At 39.7% G+C, this 24375-nt stretch carries 17 protein-coding genes and 1 tRNA gene; 6 read left to right on the top strand and 12 right to left on the bottom strand.

Annotated elements, in window-relative coordinates; genetic code table 11:
* Positions 1 to 103 precede the first annotated feature (103 nt).
* The 9 genes from BUB08_RS06175 to BUB08_RS06215 all read right to left on the bottom strand — a co-directional run bounded on the left by BUB08_RS06175 (position 104) and on the right by BUB08_RS06215 (position 12511).
* Complete coding sequence (locus BUB08_RS06175; RefSeq protein WP_072999962.1) at positions 104 to 1444, bottom strand: Gfo/Idh/MocA family protein; 1341 nt, start codon at positions 1442 to 1444, stop codon at positions 104 to 106.
* 31 nt (positions 1445 to 1475) lie between these two features.
* Entirely contained in the window at positions 1476 to 2219 is a 744-nt protein-coding gene (locus BUB08_RS06180; RefSeq protein ID WP_072999964.1) for a 3-keto-disaccharide hydrolase, read from the bottom strand.
* A gap of 222 nt (positions 2220 to 2441) precedes the next feature.
* Positions 2442 to 4190, bottom strand: a complete 1749-nt coding sequence (locus tag BUB08_RS06185; protein ID WP_072999965.1) for a SusE domain-containing protein — start codon at positions 4188 to 4190, stop codon at positions 2442 to 2444.
* A gap of 30 nt (positions 4191 to 4220) precedes the next feature.
* Positions 4221 to 5069: a hypothetical protein gene (locus BUB08_RS06190; protein ID WP_139249630.1), complete on the bottom strand. Its 849-nt coding sequence runs from the start codon at positions 5067 to 5069 to the stop codon at positions 4221 to 4223.
* 4 nt (positions 5070 to 5073) lie between these two features.
* Positions 5074 to 5565 (bottom strand): DUF5004 domain-containing protein, encoded by a 492-nt coding sequence (locus BUB08_RS06195; protein WP_072999968.1) that lies wholly within the window; start codon positions 5563 to 5565, stop codon positions 5074 to 5076.
* Positions 5566 to 5608: 43 nt separating this feature from the next.
* A complete protein-coding gene (locus BUB08_RS06200; protein ID WP_072999970.1) occupies positions 5609 to 7033 on the bottom strand; it encodes a RagB/SusD family nutrient uptake outer membrane protein in 1425 nt (474 codons plus the stop codon).
* An 11-nt stretch (positions 7034 to 7044) separates the two neighbouring features.
* The gene (locus tag BUB08_RS06205; RefSeq protein ID WP_072999972.1) at positions 7045 to 10440 is read right to left on the bottom strand and encodes a SusC/RagA family TonB-linked outer membrane protein; all 3396 of its coding nucleotides are present in this window, start codon (positions 10438 to 10440) and stop codon (positions 7045 to 7047) included.
* Between the two features lie 130 nt (positions 10441 to 10570).
* Positions 10571 to 11737: a FecR family protein gene (locus BUB08_RS06210; RefSeq protein ID WP_072999973.1), complete on the bottom strand. Its 1167-nt coding sequence runs from the start codon at positions 11735 to 11737 to the stop codon at positions 10571 to 10573.
* A gap of 144 nt (positions 11738 to 11881) precedes the next feature.
* Positions 11882 to 12511: an RNA polymerase sigma factor gene (locus BUB08_RS06215; protein WP_072999975.1), complete on the bottom strand. Its 630-nt coding sequence runs from the start codon at positions 12509 to 12511 to the stop codon at positions 11882 to 11884.
* A 245-nt stretch (positions 12512 to 12756) separates the two neighbouring features.
* Between BUB08_RS06215 and BUB08_RS06220 the strand changes: the two genes are divergently transcribed.
* From BUB08_RS06220 to BUB08_RS06245, 6 genes are all read left to right on the top strand, one after another.
* Positions 12757 to 13320 (top strand): RNA polymerase sigma-70 factor, encoded by a 564-nt coding sequence (locus BUB08_RS06220; protein ID WP_072999977.1) that lies wholly within the window; start codon positions 12757 to 12759, stop codon positions 13318 to 13320.
* Between the two features lie 109 nt (positions 13321 to 13429).
* The gene (locus BUB08_RS06225) at positions 13430 to 14533 is read left to right on the top strand and encodes a FecR family protein (protein ID WP_072999979.1); all 1104 of its coding nucleotides are present in this window, start codon (positions 13430 to 13432) and stop codon (positions 14531 to 14533) included.
* Between the two features lie 35 nt (positions 14534 to 14568).
* Entirely contained in the window at positions 14569 to 17910 is a 3342-nt protein-coding gene (locus BUB08_RS06230; protein WP_072999981.1) for a SusC/RagA family TonB-linked outer membrane protein, read from the top strand.
* 18 nt (positions 17911 to 17928) lie between these two features.
* A complete protein-coding gene (locus BUB08_RS06235; RefSeq protein WP_175549962.1) occupies positions 17929 to 19413 on the top strand; it encodes a SusD/RagB family nutrient-binding outer membrane lipoprotein in 1485 nt (494 codons plus the stop codon).
* A 45-nt stretch (positions 19414 to 19458) separates the two neighbouring features.
* Positions 19459 to 20388 carry a PKD domain-containing protein gene (locus BUB08_RS06240; protein ID WP_072999985.1) on the top strand — a complete coding sequence of 310 codons (930 nt, stop codon included), beginning with the start codon at positions 19459 to 19461 and terminating at the stop codon, positions 20386 to 20388.
* Positions 20389 to 20583: 195 nt separating this feature from the next.
* Positions 20584 to 22203 carry a cellulase family glycosylhydrolase gene (locus BUB08_RS06245; protein WP_072999986.1) on the top strand — a complete coding sequence of 540 codons (1620 nt, stop codon included), beginning with the start codon at positions 20584 to 20586 and terminating at the stop codon, positions 22201 to 22203.
* A 170-nt stretch (positions 22204 to 22373) separates the two neighbouring features.
* On the opposite strand, the gene BUB08_RS06250 is transcribed toward BUB08_RS06245, so the two are convergent.
* The 3 genes from BUB08_RS06250 to BUB08_RS06260 all read right to left on the bottom strand — a co-directional run bounded on the left by BUB08_RS06250 (position 22374) and on the right by BUB08_RS06260 (position 24358).
* Positions 22374 to 22449: transfer RNA gene (locus BUB08_RS06250), tRNA-Lys, on the bottom strand.
* Between the two features lie 129 nt (positions 22450 to 22578).
* Positions 22579 to 23409: a CvfB family protein gene (locus BUB08_RS06255; RefSeq protein WP_072999988.1), complete on the bottom strand. Its 831-nt coding sequence runs from the start codon at positions 23407 to 23409 to the stop codon at positions 22579 to 22581.
* 7 nt (positions 23410 to 23416) lie between these two features.
* Positions 23417 to 24358, bottom strand: a complete 942-nt coding sequence (locus tag BUB08_RS06260) for a glycoside hydrolase family 43 protein (protein ID WP_072999989.1) — start codon at positions 24356 to 24358, stop codon at positions 23417 to 23419.
* Positions 24359 to 24375: the final 17 nt, after the last annotated feature.

Below are 24375 nucleotides of genomic sequence, written 5' to 3' on the forward strand. Positions count from 1 at the left end.
CTTTACTAAACAATTTACTAACTAAACATAGGAACACCGAGTGTTATTTGAATAACTCTTTAAGCGTTTAACTCATCTAAACTAGCTTTTTTATTTTTAAAATTCAGACTACCGGAACCTTCCAAGGATCCCTGTATTTTGTTTGTAAGTATTTACTAGCTTTGGAATTATCCATTATTTCTCTTGTTGTTGGATTATATGACACACAAGAACCGAACCGATATGAGATATTCCCCAAGTGGGCCAAAATTGTGGCAAACGCCCCTTTTTCAACAGGACTGTTCGTATTTTTTGATTGCTCCCGAATACACTGACACCAATTGCTCGCATGTGCTTCGATACCTCCATCTTCAAATTTCCCTTTGAAAAGAATGGCCTCTGCCAATGGATCCCTTTCCTGATTTAACTCAGGAATCAGTTCATACCCTTCGCGGTTGCAGACTAGAGTTGCTTTACTTCCAATCCAGGCCACACCCTGGTTTCGATTATACAATTTAGCAACTTGCTGGGTCCATTCGATATGAAAGTTATCGTACTTAAAAATAGTTGTCTGGCAACTTGGCGTTTCATTAAAACTTTCCGGATGTTTATATGCCGAAGAAAAAACAGATTCAGGATAAGTTCTGTTATTCATTCCCAAGGCTTCTAATCCGTCAAATGCAGAATCAATCCAGTGAACTCCCCAGTCGGTTTGCTGGCCACCACCATAGTCCCAAAATGTACGCCAACTCCAGTAACGATGATTATTAAATGGTCGTTTGGGTGCCGGGCCTAACCACATCTCGTAATCAATATAATCAGGAACCTGCGTATCCTGTACTTTTGCAACTGGATCGGTTGGTTCGTTTATCCACAGTTGAACTTTGTAAACATCGCCAAGAACACCGGTTTTTAATATTTCGTTTGCTTTCTGGAAATAACGTTGGCTGGTTTGCCATAAACCGGTAGTTACTATTCCGTTGTATTTATTCTGCAAATCAATCAGTAAATTGCATTCCTCAATTGAGTTTGCTACAGGTTTTTCAATGTAAATTGCTTTCCCTGCTTTTAAGGCTTCTGCAAAAATATATGTATGCCAATGATCGGGAGTGGCAATAATTACTCCATGAATATCTTTGTTATTCAGCAGTTTTCTGAAGTCTGAATATAACTGCATTTGTGATGTTTGCTCCGGGTAATCTTTTTTTAAACGCGCAGCCTGCTCTTCAAGTCGGAGCTGGTTGACGTCGCACAGCCCCAAACAATGAACCAACGGATTATCCGTAAGCGCTCCCTGCAAGTCGCGGCATCCCATCCCTACTCCAATAACTCCGAGATTAATTTTTTGATTTGAAGAATTTTGAGCAACACTTTGTACTGCTTTTGCCGGAATGACAGACGACAATCCTATTCCAGCTGTTAACGCAGAAGTCTTTTTTAAGAACTCTCTTCTATTGGTATTCATGATATTGAATTTTAAATTAAGACAGAATTTCCTATAAGTTTCTGATCCAAATGTTTCTATAAGCTACTTTTGTTCCATGGTCTTGAAGGAAAAGAGGCAAACGACCATGTGGCTCGTATTTTGGTAAGCCTACATAAGGTGTATGTCCTTTAAGAATGAAATTATTCTGAATCAGAATTCCATTCAAAACAACAGTAATCATAGCCGGAGATTCAAACTGATCGTTTGTGCCAAACCGAGGAGCTTTGTAATAGATGTCATAAACTTGCCATTCTCCGTTTTTCGTATAAGCATTAACTGCCGGGGCACTTTGTTTGTAAATACTCCCGACCATGCCGTTTACATAGGTTTCGTTGTTATCGCCATCCAGCACCTGAACTTCGTAGCGACGTTGAAGCATGATGCCGCTATTTCCCCTGTTTTGTCCGTGATAATTTTCCGGATCGGGCGATCTGAACTCAATATGTAATTGGCAATCGCCAAAGAATTCCTTAGTAATAATGCCACCTGTTCCAGGTTCTACCTGTAGTGTTCCATCAACAATTTTCCACTCAACTGGGGCACCGTTTTCAGATGTCCATTTCGAGAAATCGCTTCCATCGAATAATACAATTGCGTCGGAAGGGGCACTGCCATTTATTCCGGGCTTCACTTTTTGAGGTGCCGGATAATACCACTCTGTACTCTCGGGCGGCCATTCACCACTATCTTGGGCATGCAATTGAAAAGAAAAGCAGAATAAGAACGTCAGAAAAAATAAAATTAATTGTTTCATAAATTTGATTGTAAATATTGATAATAAAAAGATTGTGTGTTAGACACCTAATATTCTGACTTAAATTATTTTACCTTCATGGTCAAGAAGTATAAGATTCGAACAGGGGTAAGTATCCGGGATAATTCCCGGATACATTACTTCATTGATTTTGTTGGTTTATTGGATATTTCAGTGAAATAAAATGTTCTTGCAATAAAAAATTTATCATCGGTTTATCATTTAATTCTTGGTCATTGAATAAGTGTATCCGACCGGGGCAAGCAGCAAACGAATGGTATAATTTCCAGCCTCAGAAACATTAATATCAGAACCACCAAGTTCAAGAGAACCGTCGGCATTCGTATCTCCAAAATTCACTGCCCAATCATCGTTGGCACGAAACTTAATTAAGCCTTCAGTGAGATCGGTTGTGATCTCCCAGGTGTAGGTTCCTTTATATTGATCACCACTCAGCGGAAGAAGTGTCATGTTTTGGTCGGTATCCCAGCCACCAGCAGTTGCCGAACCAATTAGGCCCCAGTCTGTTTTTTCGGTTTGCGTTGTACCGTCTGAGAAATTGATGGCAACCCGGTAAAAACCGTCTTCATTAACCTTAAGGTCTTGGGCATTGTTCTGAGTAATTTTATCCGAAGTCCCTTCGGTTAATCCCCAACCACCATCCCAACTGCGGGTTGGTAAAAACTTGTAGCCCCAACTGTCAGTGGTGATATAAGAAAATACCTGATAAGTGTTGTCGCCAATATAAGTGAAAGGTATTGCTTTGTCCATGTCGCCATCGGCAACCGTCGACCCACCTATCAAATAAATCTCATCGGTAACTGTTACCATTTTCCCATTGAGGTTGACATACACAACATTTGTCGCATTATCGCCCGTGTAATTGAAATTACCGCCGTCCCCCTGACTGCAGTTGCCAATATATTTCAGATCCTCGGTAGCTGCAATTCCATTGTCCCAACTGCCGATATTCGGAAAGAATTTGAACTCGGCGTTGTTTCTGTCATTCCTAAAATTAACAACCCCGGCATTTACTTTTGCCGATAATCCATTTAACAAAATTGCCTGGTCGATTAACCAGCCGCTGCTTCCTTCGATATCCGCAATGGCATCGCCCACAATGTAAAGAGGTAAGATCCAATTACTGGTTTCAAAACAAAAAACATTGCTCGGATATTCAACTGAAATACTATTGGTAAAAGCTCGCACCGTCCACTTAAAAGAACCATAGCTGTACTCTTCTTTGTCGAAAAGTTGGTACCATTCTTCATGGGTTTTAGTGACTTTGTTATCGAGTCCCGAATTATTAGACAGAATCGAGATTACTGGCTTCGAAAAATCACCGGTAACTTCATCGATTAGCACCTGGTATTTTACGTCCTCATTTTCGTTGGTCGCGCTGGCCTTCTCCCAACTGAAAATATATTCTTCAGTGGCGTTGTTGCCATCAATAAGCATATAGCTGTTATCGACAGGAAAGATCAACTCATTTTTAGAAACGCCATTTGAACTGGTCGAGATCAGGATTGTGTGCTTGACCCGAGCACTTACGATATTTGGCGAACCATTATTTGCAAAAACAGTCCAGGCTGCTGCAGCAAATCCATCGTTCGAACTTATTGATGTGGCAAGATCGTGTAACTCCTGGTGTGTTAGCGAAGCTACGTTTGTACTTCCATTGCTATTCGATTCTTTTGAAAATACTGGATTGGAAAAATCACCGTCAACATTGTCAAAAAGTATAGTATAAGTGATCGCACTTCCTAATCCTGAAGTTGTCGCTTCCCAGTCGAAATCAATCGATTCGTTTGGAGTTCCCAAGTTTAAAATTAGAGAATCGTTTGTAGCAGGGCTTATTAGCTGGAAATTTAGCATTTTTTCGCCATTGACATCAAAAAAATCAAGGTCTTTTGCACAAGCCGTGAATAAAACGATGAACATCATCAGTATATATTGATTTAAATTTTTCATAAACTTAGTTTTAAGAATGTATCTTGGTTACTATTCAAAAACAGAGAAACTTTTTGAGAAAGCTTCACTTTCGATCCTATCCTGAATTCCATTTGTTTCTATGATTCCAGTAAAAGTGACAACCATCTCAACCACGTCTTCTATTGATTTCCCAGCCGAAAGATCACCTAGCTTTTGAGCAAGGAAGGTACAGGAAAACTCATTATCTCTTTCTTCAACACACATAATGTTTTCTACCTTAATCAGAATATTGCTATTATCATCCATCAAAACGATAGTTGCGCTAATATCTTTGGCACTTAACATTTTGTAGTCGGTAGATAGATTCATATTGTAGAATACTGTAATTACATCAGTATTTGAAACAGAGGTGGGAAAAGTCCGGAACAAGCTCTCCTCAAAAACCAATGGAGTGAGGGAGAAATCGTCACCCGAAGCTTGGGTATTACCGGCTTTATCACGGATCAGAAATCCAAAAGCCTTAATTCCTCCTGGATTTTCGGTGAACCCAAACAAATCGGCTATTGTCGAATATGTTACTTGTCCTTCGTCTCGAGTAACGGTAATTGGCAACTGTATCTCAAAAATATTTGCCTCAACATGATTCAGTTTCGCATTTTCGGAAACATTTGACCAATCAGCAGAGTTTCCGTTGTAACAAAGTTTCATTTCAGTAGGCCCCGATTTAATATCGTTACACCATGACCATATGTAAAGGTCTGTCAACCCTTCAAGGCTAGTACCCGTAACATCAAAAAGCAGCGTTACATTTTCAGTCAATGCATCAACATCGGCCGGGACAGTTTTCAAAGTAGGTTTCTGCGAATATGCGCTAAGATAAAGGCATAGTATCCATATAATTGTTACTATTTTTTTCATAATATTATATTTTGCTTAAGTAGTAGGTGTAGTTTATTTTTTCCTTTTGAGAGATCGCATCAGCTTTAACAACCTTAAACTCGATCTTATCGTATATGATATTCGCAAAACTTCCGATAACAATTATTTGGTTTTCGGAACCATTACTTAAGAGGATTTCGCTTGGTGCTTCTTCGCTGTTAAAAGACCAGTTACCATCTTCGATCATATCGACAAAAGAATTTCCGGTATCAGTTGAGAATGTTCCGTCAGCATTGAACGTGATTGAGAAGTCGGTGTAAGGACTATTCTCAAAAATATATGTAAGGTCTTTCTGTGTTGCAAAATCAGGATAAGCGTTGGCTTTGGCTTTCAAGTCGGTTTGAATAAATTTCTCCAATTGCCAGGTACCAACAATCTGTTCTTTACGGTTTACTCTCTCTCCTATTTCAGGAATGTCATCGGCGCATGAAAGGATAAAAAGCAATATGGGAATATATATAATTAACTTTTTCATAAGTCTTTTTTCTTTATTTCTGAATTAATATAGAATTGGACAATTATTGAGGTTCTTCATTCAATTCGAACAACTCGTTTGCCTCTGATGCAGTAATTTGTAATACCATCCCGGGATAATCCCATGATACACCTCTTACCATAAGGCCATCTTCTCCACCCGAACCTCTTCTTTTAAGATCTTGCGTGCGAAACCCTTCACACATTAGCTCAAGCCTTTTTTCTTTTTGAATAGCGATGAGCAGGTTTTCTTCAGAAATATCAGAGTTGACATTACGACTGTTATCACCGAAGGCTCTTTCCCTGATATCGTCAAGATCCTCTATTGCAATTGCCTTATTGACAACAGGTTTGAGCAAAGCCGATTCGGCCCTGATAAATTTCTGCTCGGTAATAAAAGCCAAGGGAATATTCTTAAACGACTTGTTGTATTTAGTACATGCGACATATTCATTGTCCTGATTGGCATTAAAAATTTCGTACCATAGAGCAACCCTTTTGTCCTGACTGTTTGCTGAAATTATATCATAATACACGTCAGGATCAATTCGAATGTTCGGAATATTTGTTGCATCAGCCCTATATTCATCGAAATATCCACCTACAGCTTTGTTTCTTCCCGGGCTTGATACCAGTTTAAAGAGTACTTCCGACGAAGGCTCATAAACTTCAGAGCCGACTGTTTCGCTTGTCGATAAAAAGCGCTGAAGATGTGAGGGATCAGGCTGTAAGCCAGAATTGGTTACCACATCATTTGCCATCGAAAAAGCCTTGTCATAGTCGTGTTTTTGAAAGTACAACTGCGCTAAGAACGCCTTTGCAGCCCATGTTGTTGCTCTTGCAAAATCAGAGTTAGAAGCAGGTAAATCACTTTCAGCAGTTTTCAAGTCACTTTCGATAAGAGTATAAACTTCTTCTACTGTATTTCTTGCCAATAATTCGATTTTCGTATTTGTTTTTAACACAATTCCTTTGTGCGAATTATCTATTTTATAACCGTATGGCTGCGAATAGAGGCGGACAAGAGCAAAGTGACATATTGCCCGGATAAAGTAACACTCTGCTTTTAGCTCCTTCCTTGTGTCTTCTGACATTGGAATGTCATCTATATTTTCAAGAACAGTATTTGCTCTCATAATACTTATATACGAGTTTGAATAGGTATCATGATCGGTAAAGTATACGGTAGAGAAGCGATTGTAAATATTCACCAAGTTGCTGGTTACCCCTGGTTTAAAGGTTAAGTCGTCGCCAAGCAAATCTCCCGAGCGCTGGAAAGTTCCTCCGTAAATACCAGAAAGTGCATCGTATGCCGAATTTAAAAGTTCTTCAATATCACTTTCAGTTTGTAGTGCATCGGTGGCAAGTATTTCTTCACTGCTTGTAGGATCTATTTCTAACAGACTTTCACAGGCTGTAAGCAAGAGTCCGATGACGATAAGTATAAATATGAATTTATTATTTTTCATGTTTGATCGTTTTAAAATGAAATGTTAAGTCCCAGTGAATATATTTTTTCTTGCGGAACAGTCAGATAAGTAGCATTCGGACTCATATTCCTATCCCGGGCATCATTAAAATCCCTGGCTACTTCAGGATCGATTCCCGGAAAGTTTGTAAACGTAAGAAGGTTTGTTCCTGTAATTGAGATTTGTCCTGAAGAAAGGTGTAATTTATTCAGAAACCTAGAAGGGAGATCGTAAGCAAAACGCAAATTCTTCAATCTGATATAAGATGCATCATATATCCACATGCTGGTATTAAACCATTGTTCTGATGCTCCCCAATTGTTTCCATCAAGCGTTAATCTTGGGTACTTTGCATCATCTCCCGGGTTTTGCCAACGGTCAAATCCATCAGTTCTGAAATTCCAGTTCGACATCAATGTCATTTGTCGTTTTGCAGCTGCATCGTACAGTTGTGCACCATAACTAAATGTAAACAATGCGCTCAACGAAAAACCTTTGTATTCGAAAGTGTTTGTAACACCTCCGGTAAAATCAGGAATCAGTTTTCCTGCTGGCATTGCGTAGCCATTCTCACCCGCAAAGATGTAGGTTTTGGTTTCGTTTCCTTCTCTATCCAGATAAATGGGACGTCCATCTTCGGAATCAATTCTTGAGAAGCGTACCATCCGCATCGTTCCTATCGGATAACCCAACATAATTCGTGTATCGTTTGCACCGCCACCAATTTCCTGGGAAGTGAGTCCTCCCAAATCGGCAACTTCGTTGTCAATTGTAGCAATATTGAATTTGGTAGTCCATCTAAAATCACCCGGTGAATTCCCTACTATATTTCTGGTAGTAATGTTGAATTCCAATCCTTCGTTCCTTATTTTGGCAATATTCTTCCACTGTTCCCGATATCCTGTGGTTTGAGAAACACTTACATTGATAAAGACATCTTCCGAGTTTTTCAGGAAATAGGCGACTTCAGCTGCCACTCTTCCTCCCCATAATTGGGTTTCTATTGCCAGATCAAGATTTTTGGTGATCTCCCATTTTAAATCAGGATTCGAGTATTTGCTGGGATAGCGAACGGCCATATCATTGTAATACGAGCTATTGCTTGTTGGTGTAACGTAAGTTCCAATGTGTTCATAATTTGGAATATCAGAGTTCCCTGTGTATCCATAGCTGGCCTTAAATTTTAAAAAGCTCAGAATATCCTCACTGATAATATTTTTAACAAATTCTTCTTCACTTGCAATCCATCCCAAAGCAAGCGTAGGAAAGGTTCCGAATTTATTGTTGGCACCAAAGCGCGAAGAGCCGTCGAACCTTAAGGATGCCTGTGCAATATACCTGTCTTTATATTTGTAATTTATACGACCAAAGCAGCTTAAGAAACGCCATTCCTGGATTCCGTAATCAATTATGTTTTCCGGGTTTGAACTCTCCGGATCATAATCATATTCGTTTCTTTCACCAGTGGTTTTCGAATATTGCATTTCGTTTCCAAGCATGAAAACAAATTCGTTTTCACCAATGGTAGTATTGTAGTTTGCGATTATATTGTAGTTGTAGTTGAGAATATTTGTTCTGGAATTCCAGGTATAATCCCCATTCACGCTTCTCAGGTATTTATTCTCAAATCCATTGTTTAAGAATTTCAGGTAATCAACAGCACCATTAAAGGAAAAACTCAATTTTTTGAATGGAGCATAATTCAGAGACAGGCTATTTATAGTTCTTGTTTCATCGTTATAAACATCCATTAATTCGCTAACCATCAAAGGATTTGCATCATTTCCTGCACCCTTAAAATAAGTTTCATCTTCATTGTAGATAGGATAAATTGGTAGTGCAGTCCCCATGGCAGCACCGGTACCTCCCGACCATGGATCACCTACCAAATCGGTTTTTGTGTTGGCCAACATAGTTGATACTGCAAGATTAAGTTTCGGCGACGGATTGTAACTGAGATTAATCTTTCCGGTGTAACGTTCAAATGCATTGTGTTTTATGTACGACTCGTTATTATTATAAGAGCCGCTAACGTATGCTTTTAACTTATTACTTATACCGAAACTTGCAGACAGGTTATATTCCTTTTTGTATCCAACATGAGTAATTTCTTTCCACCAATCGGTGTTGTTTTGTTTCGCCTGCTCCCAGGTGAGATTTCCCGGTAAGTTTTGGGGCACCCCGGTATTTCCGTCGTTTTCCCAGGCTTCCTGGTACATTTGCATCCAATCTTCGGTTCCTACAACATTTGGATCTTTTGTCGGAGTACTCAAACCATGTTTGGTACTGAAATTAATTTCTAACTTCGAGCCCTTGGCTTTTTTTGTAGTAATTATAATAACCCCGTTCGATCCTCGCGATCCGTAAATTCCACAAGCTGCGGCATCTTTTAGCACTTCAATTGATTCGATATCGTTTGGGTTGATTGATGATAAAGGATTAGGATTCATTCCCCAGGTAGTAGCATTCAAGCTAAACATATCCTGCGAAATTGGAATTCCGTCGACAACATACAAAGGATCGCCAGATGCATTAATAGAGGCAATCCCACGGATGCGAACCACTGAGCCCGAACCAGCCATTCCGGTTCCTTGTGTAACATTAACACCGGCAGCTTGTCCTTGTAGAGCCTGTTCAAACGATACGATCTGTTTCCCTGCAATATCTTCGGATCCGACCTTTGATATCGACCCAACAATTTCGCGTTTGCTCTGCACTCCGTACCCAATTGCTACAACCTCTTCCAATCCTATGGCTTCTTCATTCATTACCACATTGAAAATTGTTTGATTTCCAACTTCGATCTCCTTCGCCTTCATACCAACAAACGAAAATTTGAGTGTACGAGCATCATCTGGCACAGAAAGACTGAATTGTCCATCAGGATCGGTTACTGTCCCAACAGTTGTGCCGGCAACAATAATTGTAACGCCAGGCAGCGTCTGCCCATTTGAGTCTGTTACTTTCCCAGAAACTGTTTTTTGTTGGGGTTGGACTTGGTTCAGTTCTTCTGCTTCTATTTCTTCTGGTGAGTTTTGTTTTGAAAAAATAACTATCTGGCGATCAAGAATTTTGAAGTCAAGATTTATTTCTTCAAATGCTTGGGTTAAAATACTTTCAACTGAGGCTTCACTCGCAGCAATATCAACCCTTAGGTTTTTATCTACCTGGCTATTTTTGTAAAAAATATTAAACTCACTGTTATTTTGAATTTCCTCAAAAAGTTGATCTAAGGAAATATTTTTTAAATGAAAGGTAAATTTCGTACTTTGTGAATAAGTTGAACTTGCAAAAACATTACTTACCCCTAATAGTATGAGAAAAACTGTCACCCTCATAACTTTAAAAAAATGTATACCTGTTAATCGTTTAAGAAAAACAAGGTATCCCGTTTTACTTTTTTTCATAAATTTGTTTGATTTTAATTTAATAAATATCGCCTATGGGCGATGTTAATTAATGTTCAAGCTTGCAGATGGTACCAACATCTGCAAGCTATTTTTAGATAGCATAACTTGATTTTTTACATAGGCAGGATTAGTTTAGGTTAATAATTAGCTTCTCTTCTTCGTGTCGTATTTTAAATGGTGTAGTTACTGATATAATTCTAAGAACCTCTTCCGGAGTGTTCCTAAAGTTCAAGTTTCCGGAAAATGACTCTCCCATTAATTCTGCACTTTCAATCACGATTTCAACATTATAATATCGTTCCAGTCGTTTTACAATATTTGCCAATGGCTCGTTTTTCAATATAAAGTATCCATCTCGCCACGACATATAATCCGCTGCATCGACCTGCTGCTGAGAAAAAACTCGTTTCGCCGTATCAAAAACTGCCATGGTTCCGGGAGAGATTGTTAATTTTCCCTTTTTTAAGAAGGACTCTTTATCTGCGGTAAGTTCTATTTTCCCTCTTTCCAAAATTGCACTGGAAGCTTTATCATCAGCATATGCGCTTACATTGAAAACCGTCCCCAAAACTTTAATCTCAAAATCTTTGGTAGCGACATAGAAAGGATGATTTTCTGAATGTGTAACTTCAAATACTGCTTCTCCTTCAATATAGACCTTCCTTTTTTGAGTGAGATTTGCCGGATAAACCATTTTCGTTCCTGAATTTAACCACACTTGTGTTCCGTCAGATAATGTTAGCCGTGTTCGTTTTCCGTATGGCACAACCAGCGTGTTGTAGGCTTCTTCTTTGGGGGCAACTTGCTGAGAAATTTCCCGGGTTGTATCAATAACAATCCGCTCTCCTTTTTTATCGTACGCTATGTGCGACTCCGTTTCAGGTATCAAAACTTTTTTTCCACCGTGAAGAACGAGACTTGTCACGCTGTCGGGTTCCAGAAGCTCCAAAGCTTGTGCGAACTCGGCGGTTTCAATCCGTCCTTTAGAACTTTCATGATAAAGAAACCAGGCAGAAAATACCGCTAGAAAGAATGAAGCGGCTACAGCCCACTTTGCAACCAAATTTCTTTTACGATGCTGTATTTTTCCTAAAGAAGTCTGAATTCTACTGCGTATTTGTTCTTTATCATCTTTTTGTGATGCACTTTTTCGAATTGACAAGTAGGAATAAATAATTCGGGCAAATTGGATTTCTTCTTTATCAGCCTTTTCCGTCGTATCCGACAATGACTCCATCCTGAAATTATCTTCGGATAAGATATCGTATGCTTTTATTTTCTTCTTTTTATCCATTTATTTTGCCCTGTTACTTAAAGAAAGAGCAAAAGAGCAAAAACATAGACAAAAAAAGTGACTCTTTTTCCAAAAATAATTTGATTGCTTTCACACACACGGGAAAAAGCTAAATAAAGAGGTAACACACATCCACTTCAGGATTTATCCGTTTTTATTGCGAAGCAGAAGAAACAGCACAAAAGACGAAATTCCTTTCTTTTTAAGCGCCTTCCGAAGGTCTTTCAGGGCACGGTAGACAGAAGTGCGGGCTGATTCAACAGATATTCCCAAAATATCTGCAATTTCTTTGTAAGAAAAATTCTGCTCGAATTTTAACGACAGACTTTCCCGCTGCTTATCCGACAACTCCGCCATTGCTTCATCCAGTATTTTCTGGTTTTCATCTTTTGTTTCAGAGGCAATAACCACATCCTCAAAAGCCAATACCGAAATATCCTTCTGTAATAAAAGATTTTCATCTTCAACAACCGAAATTATTTTACCATGCTGTTTGTGAATCAGCCGTCTTAACGAGCGAAAAAGGTAAAAACGGATGTTGTCTGTTGGCGAGAGGCGAAACCTGTATTTGTACAAATCCAGAAAGAGATCATGAATACAATCTTTTATCATGTCCGTGTCACGGGAAAAGCGTATTCCATAATTATACAGCGCATCATAATATTGATCGTAAACGGCAAAAAAAGCCAGGTCATCTCCTTCGGTTAATTTTTTCCAAAGGGAATAATCGTCGTTGTGCTCTTCTTTCCGGGTAAGTCCAATACTGCCACGCATAATAGGACAAAAATAGAAAAAAAGTTCTGACAAAACTACTTTATGAATCAAGGCAAAGTGCGCTCTGCATAACTTACACCGTTGCCATAAATTGTTTAGTCTGGCGTGTTTATGAGCGTCGTGTTTTAGGACATGATAGTGCATTTTTTTGAAGGTTTTGTTGTCTTGCCAAAATAAATGAATTACTATTGAAGAGTAGTTCTTTTGGTGTTAGTTACAGCCGAACCAACAAAAAGCATATTTCTATGTGGTTTTCAAGACTTTATGGAAATAATACAGACAAGCCTGTCACAATTGAAGAATTTAGGGGAATATTTCAGGAACTTTTCCCTGAATTATGTTTATATGCTACCAAGTTTGTAGGCGATTTCGATACCTCAAAAGATTTAGTGCATGATGTTTTTGCCGATTTTTGGACTAATAGCGAAAAACTTAAAAATAAAAGCCTTGTTAAACCCTATTTGTACAAAGCAGTAAAAAACCGGGCATTGAATTACAACAAACGCGAAAAACGAAAATCGAGGTTAGATGAACTGTTTGATTCGCAAAATGTGATTGTTGATTTTTCAGATAACAACGATATTATTTCAGCTATTTCTTATGAAGACCTCCAGGCTGACCTGGAAGAAGCGATTGGTAAAATGCCGGAACAACGTCAGGCTATTTTTCGCATGAGCCGCTTCCAGCAAATGAAACATAAAGAAATCGCCGAGGAACTAAACATTTCACCAAAAACAGTGGAAACCCAAATTTATCGTTCGCTTATTTTCCTGCGAAGCAAGCTGAGCCACTACTTAAACGACAGATAAGGGAGTCCAACTATTTCATCTTCACTTCTCGATAAAAAAAATAAAAAAAAATCCGCTCCCTTGTAAGTGATTTATCTTTTTTGATTTCCCTATCTAAAAGCCCAAGGTAATGAATGAAAAAATAAAATCGCTGTATCTTTCATATTTAGAAAAAAATATTTCAAAACCAGATGAAGAATATCTGATTCTATGGCTAAAAAGAAACCCGGACTACGTAAAGGAATTCAATGAAATTCGCAGGTTGTGGAGCCTTGCAAACACTTCCGGAAAAATCAACAATATTCTCGTTGAAAAAGAATGGAATCTGTTTTCACAAATGGTTGAAAAAGAGAAGTCAGCTCAAATTAGACCGCAAAATAACCTAATGTATTGGCTGCCCCGTATGGCAGCAACTTTTTTACTTGGAATGATTATTTCGGCAGCAATTGCTTATGCTGTATTTAATACCGAAAACAGTAATGTAGTATATCAGGAAATAAACACCCCGGCTGGCGCACAATCAAAAATTGCACTGCCCGATGGTTCAACCGTATGGTTAAATGCCGAAAGCCGTCTCCGCTATTCAAATCAGTTTGGCAAGAAACAGCGCGAAATATTCCTAACAGGTGAAGCCTTCTTCGAAGTGGCTAAAAACAAAGAAAAAATGTTTGTTGTACAGGCATCCGATTTGAGCATAAAAGCCTATGGTACTTCATTTAACGTAAAGTCTTATCCCGAAGAAAACACGGTAGAAACAACTTTAGTTGAAGGTAGGATTGGCGTAAAAAAAGCAGGGTTAAAAAAGGACAAATCAAACGAAATAATGCTGGAACCCAATCAACGGGTAGTATATTACAAAACCTCGGCAAACGTTGCAGCACCAGAAAAGGAAGACATAGAAAATGAAATGATTACGGCTAACTCCAAAAAAGAAAACAAGCAGCCTACTTATATGATTTCCAAAGGCATTGACCCATCTCCTTTTACTTCGTGGAAAGAAGGTACGCTACTAATTTCGAGCGAAACACTGGCCAATTTAGCCATTAAACTGGAACGGAAATACGATGTAAAAATTCAATTTAAAAATGAAGCCCTCAAAAAAATTAAATTTTCGGGTCCGTTACAAAACGAGACTGTAGAACAAGCAATTGAAGCCATTAGTATTGCAGCGCAGATCGATTATGAAATTAATGACAGAAACATCCTGTTTAAAGGAATAAAAACGAACAAATAGCTTAAAATCAGAACATTTTTAGAAAGGTAAAACTTATGAAAGTAAAACTACTGCTTCTGGTATGTTGTTTTTTTACAGCAGGTCCGGTTATCGCTCAACAAGGAAAGTTCAATATTAATATTCAAAATTCAACTTTAAAAGAAACGTTTAAAGTCATTCAAAACGAAAGTGGCTATCGTTTTTTTTACAGTGATGATTTAGTTGACCTCGATAAGAAAATGAATTTGGAAGGAAGCAATTTCACCATTGACGAGATCATCGGTGCTTTGGAATCTAAAACCAACCTTTCATTCAGGAAAATGGAAGACAAACTGATTGTTGTAGTTCCAGCAAACGAAGAACAACATCCCGGGATTGTTTCAGGAAGGGTCACTTCTGCTGATGAACAGGAAGGATTACCCGGCGTTAACGTAATTATCAAGGGAACTTCTAAAGGAGTTATTACCGATGCTAGCGGGAATTATTCAATTGAAATACCTAATGAAAATGTGGTTTTACAATATTCATTTATAGGGTTCAACACACAAGAATTTTCGGTAAACGGGCAACGTACAATAAATGTGGTTTTAACTGAAGACATTCAGTCTATCGACGAAATTGTGGTAACGGCCCTGGCAATTGAACGAGACAAAAATTCGTTGGGATATTCAATTACCCAGGTGAGTGCAGATGAAATTAATCAGGCAAAGGAAAATAACCCGATAAATTCGCTGGCCGGAAAAGTTGCCGGGTTGCAAATCACAAAAGCACCAACCGGTGTAGATGGCTCATCGCGGGTTATATTGCGTGGTGTAGCCTCGCTGCTTGGTAACAACCGTCCACTATTTGTTATCGATGGTATTCCGATGGATGCCGGTTACGGTGGAGGAGGCAGGTGGGGCGGAGTCGATAGTGGCGATGCACTTTCTGATTTGAACCCCGAAGATATTGAATCGATGAGCGTATTGAAAGGTGCGGGAGCAGCGGCAGCTTATGGTTCGCGCGGGGCAAACGGAGTTATTTTGGTAACCACGAAAAAAGGGAAAATCCGCAAAGGAATAGGCATTTCCGTTTCATCGGGATATACAGTTGAAACGCCGATGATTACGCCAGAATTTCAATACGCTTACGCGCAGGGAGCTTTCACACAATATCCGGCCATGAATGGATCGCGGCTCGACCATCCTTGGATTTGGAGTTACGGGCCAAAAATTGAGGGACAGCAAGTCAAAGATTGGATGGGCAACGAAACAACTTTGGTTCAACAAGGTAATCCTTATGACGAGTTTTTTAGAACAGGCTCTACTTTTACCAACTCGGTAGCTTTTAATGGTGGCAACAAAACGACTTCGTTTCGGGCGTCAATTACCAACCAGGTTTCAAAAGGAATTATGCCCAACAACGGTTTGGACAGGCAAACCGTAAATTTTCGTGGCTCTTCAAAAATGGGAGAGAAAATTAGTTTCGATGGAAAAATAACTTATATCCGATCGAATGTAGAAAATCGCCCCCATCTTTCTGAAGACGGGGCAAATATTGTGCAGGCACTAAATATATTGCCTCGCTCAATTTCTTTGGAGTCGTTGCAAAACAATACTGTTGACGAATACGGTAACGAAAAAAAATGGACGGTGGACAACACTTTCAGCAATCCATACTGGATTCTGGAAAACATGAAAAACAGCTACGAAAAAAACCGTTTACAAGCCATGTTTTCAATGAACTGGAATTTAGCAACCAACCTCGATTTTATGGTACGTTCGGGTTTTGACTATTCTAACTCGAACAGTAAAAGCCATGAAGCTGCCGGCAGACCTGACTTAAATACCGGACGGGGGCGCATTTCGCAAAATATAGGAAATGGCATTGAATGGAATTCAGATGTTTTATTGACTTACAGTAACAATATTGATAATGTTGGCTTTCATTTAAGTGCCGGAGGAAACTATCGGTACAATAAAGGAAACAGCATTTCGCAATGGGGAAACGTAGAGCGTGTACCTGAATTTTATAATATTTCGAATTACAAAAATTTTGGAACAAGCGAGTGGTATTCGCAAAAAGCCGTGTATTCGGCTTATGTGTTGGGGTCAATATCATTTGAAAAATTTCTCTACCTTGATATAACCGCGCGTAATGATTGGTCATCAACCCTTCCTTTAGAAAACAATTCTTACTTCTACCATTCTGAGAATTTGAGTTTCCTGTTTACCGAAGCTTTCGGAATTAAAAACAACATCCTCAACATGGGAAAATTAAGGGCATCGTATGCCAAGGTAGGCAACGATACCGGAGCTTATCAAATCGACCAGTATTACAATATCTCCCAAACGCAAACCGAATTTCCGCTGGCAACCATAAGCGGCCAGTTGCCTCACTTCGATTTGAAACCCGAAGAAACATACTCATGGGAAGTGGGGACAAATTTAAGCTTGTTCAACAACCGGTTCATGATAGATGCTACCTATTATTACAGCATTTCCGATAACCAAATTATGAATGTCGATTTAACTCCATCAACCGGCTATGAAAACAAAAAAATGAATGCCGGGAAAATTGAAAATTCCGGCATAGAATTAAAATTGGACGGAAATTTAGTCTCTGCAAAAAACGGTTTTAACTGGGATGTAATACTTACCTGGTCGAAAAACAATTCAATTGTGCGCGAATTGTACGGCAACATGAAGTTTTTGCTACTTGCCGAGGAGTTTCACATGACTATGGAAGCCCACGTCGACCAACCCTACGGACAAATATACATTATCGATTACAAACGCGATAGTTTTGGGAATAAACTAATTGATAAAAACGGATATGCACAAGCAGGCGAACGAAAAGCAATGGGCGACATTAACCCCGACTGGATAGGAGGAATCACTAATCGCTTAACCTACAAAAATTTTAGTTTAGGCTTTTTAATTGATGTGCAAAAAGGTGGAGATATTTACTCCTGGGGAAAATCGTATCGCGCGTTGTTTGGCACCAGTACCGAAACCCTGGAAGGACGAGAAGAATGGGCCGCCGGAACTGGAGGATTTGTAGAAAGTGGAATAAAAGAAACTAACGGAAAGCCCAATGATGTGGCTATTGGACCTACCAACCGATGGTACAATTTATACAACAAACAAATTGGCACCGAGTGGCTGTTAGATGCTTCAAATATTCGCATGCGCGAAGTAGTTCTGGGCTATTCGGTTCCTGCAAAACTACTTAAAAATGCACCGGTAAGCGATGTAAACTTCTCGCTGGTAGGGCGCAACCTGTTTTTTCTTTACAATGCAATGGGCGATATCGACCCCGAATCAGGGTACAGCAGCGGAAGCACCGGAAACGGAATCGAACACCTGTCGCTGCCTTCAACATCGAGTTATGGAGTTAACTTAAAAATTAATTTCTAAACCAAAATGAAAATGATTATGAACACAAAGAATAGTTGGTTTCTATTAATTCTAATGCTTTTTTTTACAACAAATTGCGACGATAAATTCGAAGAAATCAATACCAATCCCAATTCCGTAACCAGTATCGACAATGAATATTTATTTGCCAATTCGGTGTTGGAAACTTTCCGCGGAGATGGTCAAAAGTTTTTGCAATATCCTTTTGGCTCGCAATATGCCCACATCTACACAGGTGGAAACAACGCTCTGTTTGTCGACCGATATTTCGATTATTTTGAAAGCGTAGAGTACAAATACGTATTCGAAGGATTTTTTTACGGGTCAATTCGTTTGGTAGAAGAAGTGCTGCGAGTAACCCAGCCCGGTGGAGAAGCCGAAAACGAAGTTCGTTTTGCGATGGCGCAAGTTGTATCAATGATTAATTATGCGCGATTGGCCGATTCATTTGGAAGCATTCCATACAAACAAGGTGGCGTTGGGCAAACCGGTGTGCTTTATCCGGAATACGACAGCGTTGAATCAATTTATAAAGACATGATGGATCGGTTAAAAGAGATTACAGCTTTGCTGAATACTGCCGACCCAACCCTTGGCTATCCCGGAGCTGACCCGCTTTACAATAATGACATGAAAAAGTGGGCGCGTTTTGCAAATTCGTTCCGCCTGCGTTTAGCCACAAGGGCGCGTTTTGCCGATCCGGATTACACAAAAAAGGTAATCACCGAGTGTCTGGCGCATGATCTTATCGAAGACAATGACCAAAATGCGGTAAATAAAAATCAAGACAGCGATATTGAAGAGTTTAGCAATCCTGTATATTCTCATTACGGATATTGGAAATGGAACATGAGCGAACTTTTGGTTAATTTTTTGAAATCGAACAACGACCCCAGACTGCCACTTTTTGTAAAACCCAACAGCAATGGAGAATTTGTTGGGTTGCCTAACGGATTGAGTGATGAATATCTATTGAACTGGAACTCAGACAACATTTCGGCTCCCACAGATCTGTTGGTGGGGAAAGCTGCTCCAACCTATCTCATGGCTGCGGCCGAAATTTGGTTCCTGCGTGCCGAAGCTGCTCTGTTTAATCTCGTGCCGGGCGATGCCGACGAACTTTACAAAACGGGAATCCGAAAATCGTTTGAACAGTGGGGAGTGCCCCCCAATCAGATTGTTGCCTATTTAACTGAAGCAGAAAATGCAACGCTAAAAGGATCGCAGGAAGAAATGCTGGAACAAATTAGCACTCAAATGTGGATTAGCTTTATGTCTAATCCGGTGGAAGCCTGGTCGAACATTCGCCGCACCGGTTACCCTCGAATACAAAAACGTACCGCCCCCGAGTTCTCCCTTGGAGATACAAATGGTTTACTTCCTACCCGGTTAAAATATCCTACATCGGAAATAAATATAAACAACCAGAACTACCTGAAAGCCGTTGCAGAACAAGGCGCTGATAATATTTCAACCCCAATTTGGTGGGATGTTCAGAGATAACAAAAATAGATTATAAATAATTGTTTAATTCTTAAAACCAGTATTATGAAAACAAAATTTTATTCCTTTTTTGCAATGGTAGTCATTGCCGCAACAATATTTTCTTGTTCCGAAGACGCGGATCCACCAATCGTAGAAATATTTTTTGAAGTGGATGAAAACGACCAGTACACCGTTAATTTTACGACTACCGACCAAAATGTAACAAGCTATTTATGGGATTTTGGAGACGGGGAAAACAGCACTGTTGCAAATCCCGTACACACATACAAACAGTCGGGTGATTATTCCGTAAAAGTAACGGTAACCGGCGAAGGCGGAACTGCAATGGCCACAAAAGAAGTAAGCATAGCCGCATCAATGGCCGAAATGCTCTCGGGAGGACCTGCTGCTGATAAGGGAAAAACATGGATTTTAAGTCGTACCGCAACTCCCGGCATTGATGGAGCCGGAGCATTCAGCAGCAATTTTCCTACCGATATTATGCCCGGAACCGACAATATTTTAGACATGGTTGGGTTGGGTAGCGAGTACGATAACGAGTTTACTTTTTATCATGACGGAAGTTATAAAATAAACAATGTAGACGGAAACAACCTTGCGGGTTGGGTTTATAGTGCGGGAGTTATAGGAGAAGGAAATATTGTAATCACTACTCCTGTCGGAATATTCTCGGTAAAAACTACCGTGCCGGCAAATGCAACATGGAGTTTAACCGAAGATACCGATTTAGTTGTTGAGGCAGTTGATGAAGACGAAAATGCTGCTGGCATACCGAAAACCGTAACCTTTAGCGGTGCCGATTTTCTAACCTTCACAAATGGTGGGTACATCGGAATTCAAGACTTTGCCACAAACGCAATTATTCGCGACATTACCAAAGACCGGATGGTCGTATCCATTTACCTGCACAGCGTGCTCGATTCGCCATCCAAACCATCGAACCTGATTACCCTTTCTTTCGATGCAAAATAATAATTGGTAAAAATGAAATATAAAATCCGCCGTGATTCAGTTTCCGGCGGTTGTTTTCATTGTAAACTCAAATTTCAGTATAAGACTGCGTGCTATTCAAAATAAGCCGTCAATGCATTTTAGTTTTTTTTGATAAGTATCGGTTTTATGCCTGTGTAATTTGATAATTAAAATAGTTTAAATGTATTTTCAAACATGGTTATAAAATATTCGCTTGCTCTATTAATTGTGCTGTTGTTTTTTTCCTGTAACAAAAATGAAAACAGCAACCACTCCGAGAAAGATTTTGTTAAAATTGAAGGTCAAAAATTTATTGATTCAAACGGACGTGAAATTATTTTTAGCGGTACAAATTATATCAGTAAAGATCCGGAGGAAAATTACATGCCGCAGCACAATGAAGAAATTTTTGAACAGTTTAAAACATGGGGATTCAACTGTATTCGCCTGGGAATTATTTGGGACGGACTGGAACCTGAACCAGGAGTTTACAATGAAGATTACTTGAAAGAAATTGATAAACGCATTCAATGGGCCGCAAACAACGGAATCTATGTTTTCCTGGACATGCATCAGGACTTATACAGCTCCAAATATTCGGATGGAGCACCAGACTGGGTCACGCTTGATGAAGGCCAGCCGCATTACACCGGATCCGTGTGGAGCGACTCATACTTAATTAGTCCGGCAGTGCAAACTGCATTCGATAATTTCTGGGAAAACACTCCCGTTTCCGATGGTGTTGGGGTGCAGGATCATTACGCAAATTTGTGGAAACACGTGGCGAAAAGATATGCCAACAATACTACAGTAATTGGATACGACATTATGAATGAGCCTTTCATGGGAACTTCGGCCAATCAGATTATGCCTCTGATGCTGGGAGCCTACGCAAAGCTTTTTGCCGAAGAAACCGGGCAAATACCCCCATCAGCAGAAAAATTGAGTGCAATGTGGGGCGAAGAAGAATCAAGAATGGAAGCCCTCGATTTTATATCGACCAAAGAGCGATTCTCGAAAGTAGTCGATGCAGTTTACGATGTGAATGCAGCATTTGAAAAAAACGAATTGCAAAATATGTATCAAAAAGTAGCCAATGCCATTCGCGAAGTGGATACAAGCCACATTCTGTTTTTAAACCACAGCTATTTCGCAAATACGGGTGTCTCTAGTGCAATTGAACCAACAAAACTCCCCGATGGAAATCGTGATCCTTTAGTAGCCTATGCTGCACACGGATACGATTTGGTTGTTGACACAAAAAATGTTGACAGTCCAAGTTATGAGCGTGTTGAGTTTATTTTTGACCGCATAAATAAAACCGGTAAACGGTTAAATATACCTGTTTTAGTAGGCGAATGGGGAGCCTTTCACGGAAAATCACCTAAATTGATTGAAACTGCACAACATGTTGTAAATCTCTTCGAAGGCCATAATTTTAGCAATACCTACTGGTGCTATTACAATAATATTGAAAACGATCCTTATTTCTTATTGGCTGTGGTGAGGCCATTCCCAATGCTTATTTCGGGCGATTTGGTTACCTACAATTATAATTTTGAAACTGGTGACTTTTACTGTGTATGGAACGAATCAACAGAAAGTTCTGAACCAACAGTTATTTATGTACCCAATTTGCAAAACCTCACTGAATATGAAGTGGATATTAGTCCGGTTGGAGAACAAATTGTATTTGAATATTTTGATAAATCAAATGCAGGAAAATTACTCATTGCACCAACTGGGAAATCTGAAAAGCGTACTTTGAAATTTAAAATATTGCCCGGCCACGACGATGATTTTATGATAAAATAAGCTTAGAATGAAAAACAACCCGAATAATAAACTGTCCCTAGCTAAAATTTTGCTTAAAAAACTAAATCCACCTGCTTTTTAAGGTGAGCCCCCAGAGGTTGCAAATTTTTTAAAAGAAAAGCATATAAAACAAAAAGCGCTCTGAATCTATGATTCTCGGCGCTTTCGTTTGGTGACTCAGCTGGGGTTCGAACCCAGGACCCCATCCTTAAAAGGGATGTGCTCTACCAACTGAGCTACTGAGTCATCCTTGTGGTACCTTTGTTTCTCAAAGGCGGGTGCAAAAGTAATACTTATTTTTTTTCAGGCAAATCCAGATACACTTTTTTCAAAAAAAAATTCATTTGTTAAAAAAGTTTTACCTTCCACTAGTACCTACTTTAGCTTTATTCCATCTGATTTAAAGTCAATAAGCCGTCTTTTATAGAGATTTCCTACTGCTTTTTTAAAATTCTTTTTACTGATGCCCAAAAGTCCCTGAATAACTTCTGGTGAAGATTTATCGGAAAGGGCTAAAAATCCATGGTTTTCCCGAAGCGTTTCCAACAGCTTTTGCGAAATAGCATCGATTTTCCCGTAACCCGGTTTTTCCATCAGCAAATCGATCTTATCATCTTCACGAACTTTGCTGATGTAGCCACTTATTCTTTCGCCCACAACAACCGGTCGAAAAACCTGATTCTTGTATAGAATTCCCCAATGCTGGTTGTTCACAATTGCTTTGTAACCGATTTCTGTCTCCTCGGCAACCAGCAGGTCAACTTCTTCTCCGATTTCATATTCGGGAGGAATATTATCCAAATACTTGTCTATTTTGGCCGACGCGGCAACACGGTTGGATAAAACGTCCAGAAACACATGAACAAGGTACTGTTTCCCTTCCACCATTTTTGCTTTTTGCTCGCTCAACGGCACAAGCAAATCCTTAGGAAGCCCCCAGTCGAGGAAGGCACCGAACCGATTTGTTTCTGCTACATTCAAAAAAGCAAACTCACCCACTTTAGCCAGAGGCTCTTCTGTTGTTGCAACCAACCGGTCTTCCGAATCGGTATAAACAAAAACGGTTGCCCGGCCTTCTTCTTTTACCTCGTCGGTCACAAATTTACGGGGCATTAGTATTTCCCCGTAATTCTCGCCATCAAGATACACCCCGTTTTCAGTCTCGCGAACCAGGTTCAGGGTATTTATTTTTCCTATTTCTGCCAATGTTTTTTTATTTTAGTTGTACTGCTTTTAATTTTTTCAACACGCTTTCTGGCGCTTTAAAAACCGTTCCGTGCCTTGTTCCTTCGGGAAAATGTATTGTTTCTGAAATATCGTTCCAATTCACCAAATCGGCAGAACGAACGGCTCCCATTCGGTGTTCTGTGTATTTATCGAAATAGACCACCCACGAATCATCAATTTTAACGGCAGTGGGCCCCTCCGCCCAATAATTGCCGGTAATGGGTTCAGACGGGTTGCTGTAATTTGCGGCCAGTTCTGTACTGGTGGCTATCCGAATATTTTTCTTTGGCGGATTACGGGTTTCATCTTTCAGAAAAAGAATGTATTTCCCGTTTTCCTTCGCCAGTGTTCCGTCTATCACGTTAAATCCGCGATCATACAAAAGACTGGTTTCACTAAACGTCACAAAATCAGTGGTAGTTGTGTAATACATGCGATGATTGTACCCGTTGTCGCCTGAACTTTCTGTTTCGGGGAAGCGCCCGGGAATGGTAGTTGACCAAAAAATAATATACTGCGAGGAGCTGTCGTCGTAAAATACCTCGGGCGCCCAACAGTTACGAGCATCAGGTTCGTGCTTCATAACCGGAATATACTTTTGTTCCGACCAGTTTATCAAATCGGGCGACGTGGCGTAACCAATCCCCTTTTCGTTCCAGCTCACCGTCCAAACCATATGAAAGTTTTTATCAGGCCCCAAAATCACACAGGGGTCGCGCATGAGCTTGTCCCCACCCACTTGTGGCGTTAAAAACGACTGGTTGTTATTGAGCGCCTCCCATGTCAATCCATCGTAACTATAAGCCAGGTGCAGGCCATCTTCTCCATTGCCCTGGAAAAACGAAAACAGGTAAACTTCTTTTTCCTGCTGACCGCACCCGGCCAACAAAAACAAAAAAACACCTGCCATCAAAAAAAACTTTTTCATTCTATTTACTTTTTACT

The sequence above is a fragment of the Mariniphaga anaerophila genome (genome assembly GCF_900129025.1).
In the GTDB taxonomy this organism is placed as follows: domain Bacteria; phylum Bacteroidota; class Bacteroidia; order Bacteroidales; family Prolixibacteraceae; genus Mariniphaga; species Mariniphaga anaerophila.

Bases quoted from the DNA above. Each gene is read 5' to 3' on its own strand.
- BUB08_RS06225 (WP_072999979.1), top strand. From the start codon at position 13,430: ATGAATGAAAAAATAAAATCGCTGTATCTTTCATATTTAGAAAAAAAT.
- BUB08_RS06240 (WP_072999985.1), top strand. From the start codon at position 19,459: ATGAAAACAAAATTTTATTCCTTTTTTGCAATGGTAGTCATTGCCGCA.
- BUB08_RS06235 (WP_175549962.1), top strand. From the start codon at position 17,929: ATGAACACAAAGAATAGTTGGTTTCTATTAATTCTAATGCTTTTTTTT.
- BUB08_RS06175 (WP_072999962.1), bottom strand. From the start codon at position 1,444: ATGAATACCAATAGAAGAGAGTTCTTAAAAAAGACTTCTGCGTTAACA.
- BUB08_RS06210 (WP_072999973.1), bottom strand. From the start codon at position 11,737: ATGGATAAAAAGAAGAAAATAAAAGCATACGATATCTTATCCGAAGAT.
- BUB08_RS06190 (WP_139249630.1), bottom strand. From the start codon at position 5,069: ATGAAAAAAATAGTAACAATTATATGGATACTATGCCTTTATCTTAGC.
- BUB08_RS06220 (WP_072999977.1), top strand. From the start codon at position 12,757: ATGTGGTTTTCAAGACTTTATGGAAATAATACAGACAAGCCTGTCACA.
- BUB08_RS06180 (WP_072999964.1), bottom strand. From the start codon at position 2,219: ATGAAACAATTAATTTTATTTTTTCTGACGTTCTTATTCTGCTTTTCT.
- BUB08_RS06260 (WP_072999989.1), bottom strand. From the start codon at position 24,358: ATGAAAAAGTTTTTTTTGATGGCAGGTGTTTTTTTGTTTTTGTTGGCC.
- BUB08_RS06230 (WP_072999981.1), top strand. From the start codon at position 14,569: ATGAAAGTAAAACTACTGCTTCTGGTATGTTGTTTTTTTACAGCAGGT.
- BUB08_RS06245 (WP_072999986.1), top strand. From the start codon at position 20,584: ATGGTTATAAAATATTCGCTTGCTCTATTAATTGTGCTGTTGTTTTTT.
- BUB08_RS06200 (WP_072999970.1), bottom strand. From the start codon at position 7,033: ATGAAAAATAATAAATTCATATTTATACTTATCGTCATCGGACTCTTG.
- BUB08_RS06215 (WP_072999975.1), bottom strand. From the start codon at position 12,511: ATGCGTGGCAGTATTGGACTTACCCGGAAAGAAGAGCACAACGACGAT.
- BUB08_RS06195 (WP_072999968.1), bottom strand. From the start codon at position 5,565: ATGAAAAAGTTAATTATATATATTCCCATATTGCTTTTTATCCTTTCA.
- BUB08_RS06185 (WP_072999965.1), bottom strand. From the start codon at position 4,190: ATGAAAAATTTAAATCAATATATACTGATGATGTTCATCGTTTTATTC.
- BUB08_RS06205 (WP_072999972.1), bottom strand. From the start codon at position 10,440: ATGAAAAAAAGTAAAACGGGATACCTTGTTTTTCTTAAACGATTAACA.